The sequence below is a fragment of the Metabacillus sp. YM-086 genome (assembly GCF_048059995.1).
Taxonomy (GTDB): Bacteria; Bacillota; Bacilli; order Bacillales; family Bacillaceae; genus Metabacillus; species Metabacillus litoralis_B.
Genome location: NZ_JBLUOI010000039.1, coordinates 41,670 through 48,069 on the forward strand (window position 1 = coordinate 41,670; position 6,400 = coordinate 48,069).

Below are 6,400 nucleotides of genomic sequence, written 5' to 3' on the forward strand. Positions count from 1 at the left end.
TTGACACGATGTCAACTGCCTTCCTCTTACTATTAAGCTCTTTTAAATGGCCACCAATTTGCTGGTCCAAATGTTTTTACCATAACTGGAATAAATAGTGGTAATACAATGAGCGCATATAACAGTAATCCTGTTAGAATAATCGATGCTATTTGAATAAGAGATAACATGCCTGATGGAATCATTGCTGCAAATGTCCCACCTAAAATGACAACAGCTGAAATAATAACTGTTCCCATTTTCTTCATCGCAAGCAGCATCGCTTCACCAACTGAAAGATCTTTATATTCATTAAAGCGATCCATTAAGAAAATGCTATAATCTACGCCTAAAGCTACTAATATGACAAATCCGAAGAACGGCACTGCCCAGCTAATTCCCGAATAACCCAAGATGTTAACAAAGATCACTTCATTAATTCCCATAGCTGTATAATAAGTTAGTATTAATGATCCAATTATATAGATTGGCATAATAATTGAGCGGAACAAGAAAACAAGAATAATAGAAATACCAACAAGCATTAAAACAACTGTACGTGAATAATCGTTGTTAGACATTGTACTTAAGTCAGCATTCGTACTTGTAATTCCACCAATAGCCACCTTTGCATTTTCAAGCTTCGTATCTTTCGTAGCTCTTTCAATTGCAGCATTTAACTCATCCACTTGATTAATTGCTTCGTTTGAATAAGGATTTGCTTTGAAGATAACATCAAGCGTCATGACTTTACGATCGTCAGACAAATAGGTGTCTAATGCCTGTTCGAAGTCCTCACTCTCTAACACTTCTTCTGGTAAATAAAACCCTGATTCAGATGATTGAGACAAGTCAGCTAAATAATCCTGAGCAGAGCCAAGACCATCAGACACTTTGTTCAAACCGTCAACACTTTGTGATAATCCATCTGTTAATTGACTCATTTGACCGTCTAAATCACCAAATCCATCAAGTAGTTGCTGCTGTCCTTTCGTTACCTCTGAAAGACCATTTGAAAATTGCGGAATACCGTTAACGGCTTGACCTTGGTAATCAGCAAGCTGATTTAAGCCAGCTTGTTGCTGATCAATTCCTTGAATTAGTTGTTGGAGTCCGTTTACAATTTGCTGCTGTCCTTCAATTAATTTTGGGAATTGACTATTTGCTGTGTTCATTCCGCCTTGTATTGCTGCAAGTCCAGCATTTAGCTTCTCCATACCACCTGCTAATTCTGGTAATTGTGTTTGTGCAACATTTTGAACGGTTCCCTTTATTGCAGCATAATTTGAATCTTCTGCTAGCCCCACATATGCCTCATTATTTTCTAAAGCCTCAAAATTTGAATTCAACGAATTTAGTGCACCTGATAAATCAGAGATACCTGTTCCGACTTTGACATATTCACTATTTAGTTTACCGATATTTGTTTCAGCTTCTTGGTATCCCTTCAATAATTGTTCGCTTCCTGCAAGAATTTCTTCTGCCCCTGCTTTTGCCTCAGCTAATCCGGCTTTTAAATCCCCAGAACCAGTTGAAGTTTGACGGATTCCATCTTCAATTTGAGCCAGGCTTGATTGAAGCTCTGTTACACCTGAATTAAGTTTTGTCGTTCCAGTAATTAAATCACCGATACCATCAGTCGCTTCTTTTAACTTTGGTGCAGAACCAGCCATTTCACTCTCTGCTTCCGCTAAACCATCACTGATTTTTTCGATTCCTTCATTGCCTTCTCCAAGGCCTTCTTCAAGACTTTCTGCTTGTTTTGATACATAAAAATCTTCAATTTTTTCTCCAGTCGGTCTTGTTACAGATCGCACAGTGTCAACTAAATCAACCTTTTCTAATTCCTTTGTAATTTTCTCAGCGAGCGCGATGTATTCAGTTGAACCCATTTCTTCATCATTCTTCAGAACTACTTGAGTCGGCATTGAATCCCCAGGTCCGAAGCTATCTGAAATAGCATTAAAAGCTTTTATCGAATTATAATCTCCACCTATTTCCTCTAGTGAATTAAATGATAATTCTCCATCGTAGAAGGTTAAAAACGGCACAGATACACACGCAACAACAAGAAGGGCAATAAGAGGTCTTGCAAGAGAAAAACGTCCAACGACTCCCCAAATTTTACTATCTTTGTGCTCTAATGTACCTTTTGATGGCCAGAAGATTTTGTTCCCTAGTACAGCCATGAAAAATGGAACAACAGTAAATAAAGCTATTAAAAGAATGGCAACTCCTACTGCAACAGCTGATGCTGATTGATACAATTTAAATTGTGAAAAGCCAATTGCAGCAAACCCAATCATAACAGCTAAGCCACTAAAGAAAACAGTTCTTCCCGCGTTACGATATGTCTCAACTATTGCCTCTGTAACACTCTCCCTATGTGATAACTCTTCTTTAAAACGACTTAATAAAAGAATACAATAATCTGTCCCAATCCCAAATAACACAGCCACTAAGAAAATTTGTGTGAAGTTGGATATTGGAAAATTCACAACATCAACCAGCACAGAAACGATTGATTGTGATGCTAAATAGGTAAGACCTACTGTTATTAAAGGGATAATTGGTGCAATAATTGATCGGAAAACTAACAGTAAGACAGCTAAAATAAAGACAACTGTAATTCCCTCAGTTTTCTTTAAGCCTTCCTGTGAGCTTGTCATTACATCCTGATCAATCATCCAGCCACTTGTATAATAATGTTCAACATTTACATCTTCAATTGTTTCATAGAGTAATGCAGATATCTCTTTTGCTTCACGATCATTTCTGTTAATCGTCACATTAGCAAGAATCGTTTTTCCATCTTCCGAAACTAACTGCTCTTCTAATGCTTCCTCATTAAAATGAGTTAAAATATCCGTAACATCTAATTCTTCATTTTCTTCTAACAAGTGAATCGCTTTTTCAGCTTCCTTTATTTCTTCATTCGTTAATTTATTATCATTATGAAAAACGAGTGCTGCTGAAATTTCATCTCCTACACTTTCTTTCTCCTGGACTTCATTCATGATTTCGTCGGCTAACGATGATGAATAACCATCTGGCACACTAACCTGGCCCTTTTCCTTTACTAGGTCCGCCATGTTAGGAGCAACTAAAAATAGTCCTACAACGATTGCTACCCATCCAATGATAACAAGCCATTTGCCTTTTATAATTGCGTTCACAACTACTCCTCCATTTTACAGTCTTTTAAATTATCCAACAGAGTGTTTAATTTCTCATATGTTTCAATAAATGAGACTATTTCATCTTCATCAAAGCTGGTAATGATCGACTCAACTAGCCTATGAATTTTCTCTTCTGTTTTTTCAAACAATTCTGTTCCCTTTTCCGTTAAGGTTAAATAAATAACCCTACGGTCATTTTCATCCCTTGTTCGTTTAATTAACTCCTTTTCTGTTAGTCGATTAATGATTGCTGTAATGGCACTTTTTTTCACATCAAAGATCTCAGATAGCTCAGTAGAGGTACACGTACCAACTTTATGTATATATCTGAGCGTATAGTGCTGATCGTTCGTTATAAAGTCCCCTATACTATCCTTAACAAGGCTTTCCCCCTTTTTGGTAACAGAAAAGCTTACTGCAAGATACCGATTAATTAATTCTTCTATTTGTTTTTCCTTCATAAAAGGAGCCACCCTTTCAAAGTAATTAAACTATTTAACTATTAACGTGTTTAACTATAATTTTTTTATCTTCTTCTGTCAATAAATAATGCTTATTCTTTCTAAAAAAAATCATTCATAACATCTAACAAGTTATATTTAGCATATAGTTACCAATAAAGGGAAACATAGGAGTAAAATAAAAGGAGAGGTATAGATGAGATCTTTCATAGGACGTAGACGATTCATTTATAAAGAATACCAACACATTTCGTTGCTTTTCTTTATTATTTTTGGTTTACTTTGTGTTGGTTATTTCGTAGATTATCTTGTTTTTCAGGATTGGTCATTTTTATATGTCACCTCTCTTGCTCCGCTTTTTCTCGGAATTGTTTACAAGCTTAAAAGTAAAGGTGAAGGTGAAAGGAAAATTGTTTTAACACCAAAAAGGTAGTCCAATACAAAAAGAAGGAGCAACTATTGCCCCTTCCTCTGTTTCTCACTCTTTAATGTTACGATTGCAGACTTTAGATACATCTTATATTTCTCTGCTTCCTCTGTTTGTTCATTATGTAATACTTTGATGATTCTTTCAAAATTATCAATCAAATGATCTTCCTTCATTCCACGTGAAGTTAAAATATTATTTAGCCAAAGTGCATAGTCAATAAACAACTTTTCCTCATTAAGAGAAAAGGCCGTATCTAAATGCTTAAAATGATGATAATTATCTTCAACACATTTTTTTCTACCTAGTTCTCCATATTTTTCTTCTAAAATTGGATAGGCTTCATATATTCCTTCAACAATCTCATCAATCATAGAGGCAATGACTTCCTGCTTCATTCTGCCACCACTTCATATCTTTGAACAATTGGTTTAATAGATGCAAGTTCTTGATCAGGGTAATTTTTCTCAAGTTCATGTACTTTTTTGTAAGCATCACTTGTTACCCAATTTAGATAATCTTGCTTTGTTTTCCAATTAATTTGAACGGTTAATTCATTAGGTTTTACTTCGTTTTGTAATAACTGAAACGATTCAAACCCCTCATATGTATCGACAAGTTTAGAACGTGTCTGATATATTCCTATAACCTCTTCCACCTTCTCTATTGGGACATTAAAGGTTGAATGAACAATATACATGTAAAACTCTCTCCCCGCGTAGATAGTGTATGATGCTTTCCTTCACTATTATAGATGAAGATAGGTCCACCTGGAAACTATCCTACCTTTTAATGAAAATTGTATCTCTATATCATACTCTCTCCTTTTTTTTGAAATACTATCATAGAATTTGAAACAGTGGGGGTTAGAAAGTGAAAAAAATGCCAATGACTTCGGTTACTAGTGGAATGGGAATTGAAGTAGTACCAGATGTTTTTTGTTTATCTGTTCAAATCGTAAATGTCGTATTTATTGGAGATCCTAAGAAGTCTAATGAATTTGTCTTAGTTGATGCAGGAATGCCTGGATCACACGAGCTCATTATATCTGAAGCTGAAAAGCGATTCGGGGAGGGCTGCAAACCTACTAGTATCGTTTTAACGCATGGACATTTTGACCATGTAGGAGCGTTAAAAGAATTATTAAATAAATGGGATGTTCCGGTATATGCCCATCCTTTAGAAGCACCTTATTTGTCTGGAAGAAGTGACTATCCACCACCAAACCAAGAGGCTGAAGGACTGGTTGCTAAAATGTCACCGATGTTTCCAAGACATAGTATAGATGTTAGCTCAAATCTTGAACAGCTAAATGAGGAGGGTTTTATTCCTTCTTTAGCAGACTGGAGGTTCATCCATACACCTGGACATACGCCTGGTCACATTTCTTTGTTCAGAGAATCCGATCGAGCTCTAATTGTCGGAGATGCTTTTACAACAGTTGAACAAGAATCCTTATACGACGTGATGACCCAAAAACAAGAAATGCATGGTCCACCTGCATACTTTACAACAGATTGGAAAGCTGCTGAAGAATCGGTAAAAAAACTACAGTCCGTTAATCCTTCTATCGCTATATCAGGCCATGGTCTTCCAATAGCTGATGATGAATTAACAACAAATTTAAAAAAACTTGTTGATACGTTTGCTGAAACTGAAGTACCTGAAAATAAGAAATAAATGTCTATAACGCATTAGCGTTTCCTGCTATTGCGTTTTTTTATGGCCTGATTTCACGACAAAATCTTGATAATGTATTTCTAACCTCATAATTTTCACCATACACTTAAATGATGACAAATTAAGGAGGGGACATCATGATTATCATAGGAAACAGAGAAGTGAATGGAAACGAATTAAAATCCTCCGCTTTTAAGGCAGAACAAATTGAAATGATCGACAAAATGGATCGTTATCAAGAAACCTATTCTTTTATGAATAGGCAACATTTTCAATTCACACTTCAAATACGATATGCAACCATCCAGGCTGCTCGCGACTTATTAGCTAGTAAGGCTAAATTTACGACGTTTGAACGTGCTCACTGTAATGAACGTTTTTGGCATTTAACAGAGCAAGGTGGATTTAAACTAAAGCAAGGAATTAATCCGGCTGATGCCATTAACGATATTTTCCAGAATGGTGTAGAGTATGGATTTGAATGTGCTACTGCGATGGTGATCATCTTTTATAAAGCTGTTTTAGATTCCATTAATAACGCTCAATTCAACCGTATTTATCAGGGCATTTACCTTCGCGACTGGCAATCAGATAATGATTTGCCAATTTATACGAGACGGGGAAATGATTACTTACCAGGAGATTGCTTGTATTTTGATAATCCTCAATTTAAT

Annotated in this window: 7 protein-coding genes; 3 read left to right on the top strand and 4 right to left on the bottom strand. The window is 35.8% G+C overall.

The window, feature by feature from the left end:
* Positions 1-32: 32 nt before the first annotated feature.
* A complete protein-coding gene (locus ACEWK1_RS16490) occupies positions 33-3,155 on the bottom strand; it encodes an MMPL family transporter (RefSeq protein WP_416636487.1) in 3,123 nt (1,040 codons plus the stop codon).
* 2 nt (positions 3,156-3,157) lie between these two features.
* The gene (locus ACEWK1_RS16495) at positions 3,158-3,619 is read right to left on the bottom strand and encodes a MarR family winged helix-turn-helix transcriptional regulator (protein WP_121663240.1); all 462 of its coding nucleotides are present in this window, start codon (positions 3,617-3,619) and stop codon (positions 3,158-3,160) included.
* Positions 3,620-3,815: 196 nt separating this feature from the next.
* Between ACEWK1_RS16495 and ACEWK1_RS16500 the strand changes: the two genes are divergently transcribed.
* Entirely contained in the window at positions 3,816-4,052 is a 237-nt protein-coding gene (locus tag ACEWK1_RS16500; RefSeq protein WP_121663241.1) for a hypothetical protein, read from the top strand.
* 23 nt (positions 4,053-4,075) lie between these two features.
* Here ACEWK1_RS16500 and ACEWK1_RS16505 read toward each other — a convergent pair whose 3' ends face one another.
* Both ACEWK1_RS16505 and ACEWK1_RS16510 read right to left on the bottom strand, forming a co-directional pair.
* Complete coding sequence (locus ACEWK1_RS16505; RefSeq protein WP_121663242.1) at positions 4,076-4,444, bottom strand: hypothetical protein; 369 nt, start codon at positions 4,442-4,444, stop codon at positions 4,076-4,078.
* A complete protein-coding gene (locus ACEWK1_RS16510) occupies positions 4,441-4,746 on the bottom strand; it encodes an antibiotic biosynthesis monooxygenase family protein (protein ID WP_121663243.1) in 306 nt (101 codons plus the stop codon). The genes ACEWK1_RS16505 and ACEWK1_RS16510 overlap by 4 nt, the downstream gene beginning before the upstream one ends.
* Positions 4,747-4,928: 182 nt before the next feature.
* Between ACEWK1_RS16510 and ACEWK1_RS16515 the strand changes: the two genes are divergently transcribed.
* Both ACEWK1_RS16515 and ACEWK1_RS16520 read left to right on the top strand, forming a co-directional pair.
* Complete coding sequence (locus ACEWK1_RS16515; RefSeq protein WP_231309788.1) at positions 4,929-5,726, top strand: MBL fold metallo-hydrolase; 798 nt, start codon at positions 4,929-4,931, stop codon at positions 5,724-5,726.
* Positions 5,727-5,863: 137 nt separating this feature from the next.
* Positions 5,864-6,400 (top strand): protein-glutamine gamma-glutamyltransferase (locus ACEWK1_RS16520; protein ID WP_416636488.1); only part of this gene is annotated, 537 nt, incomplete at its 3' end.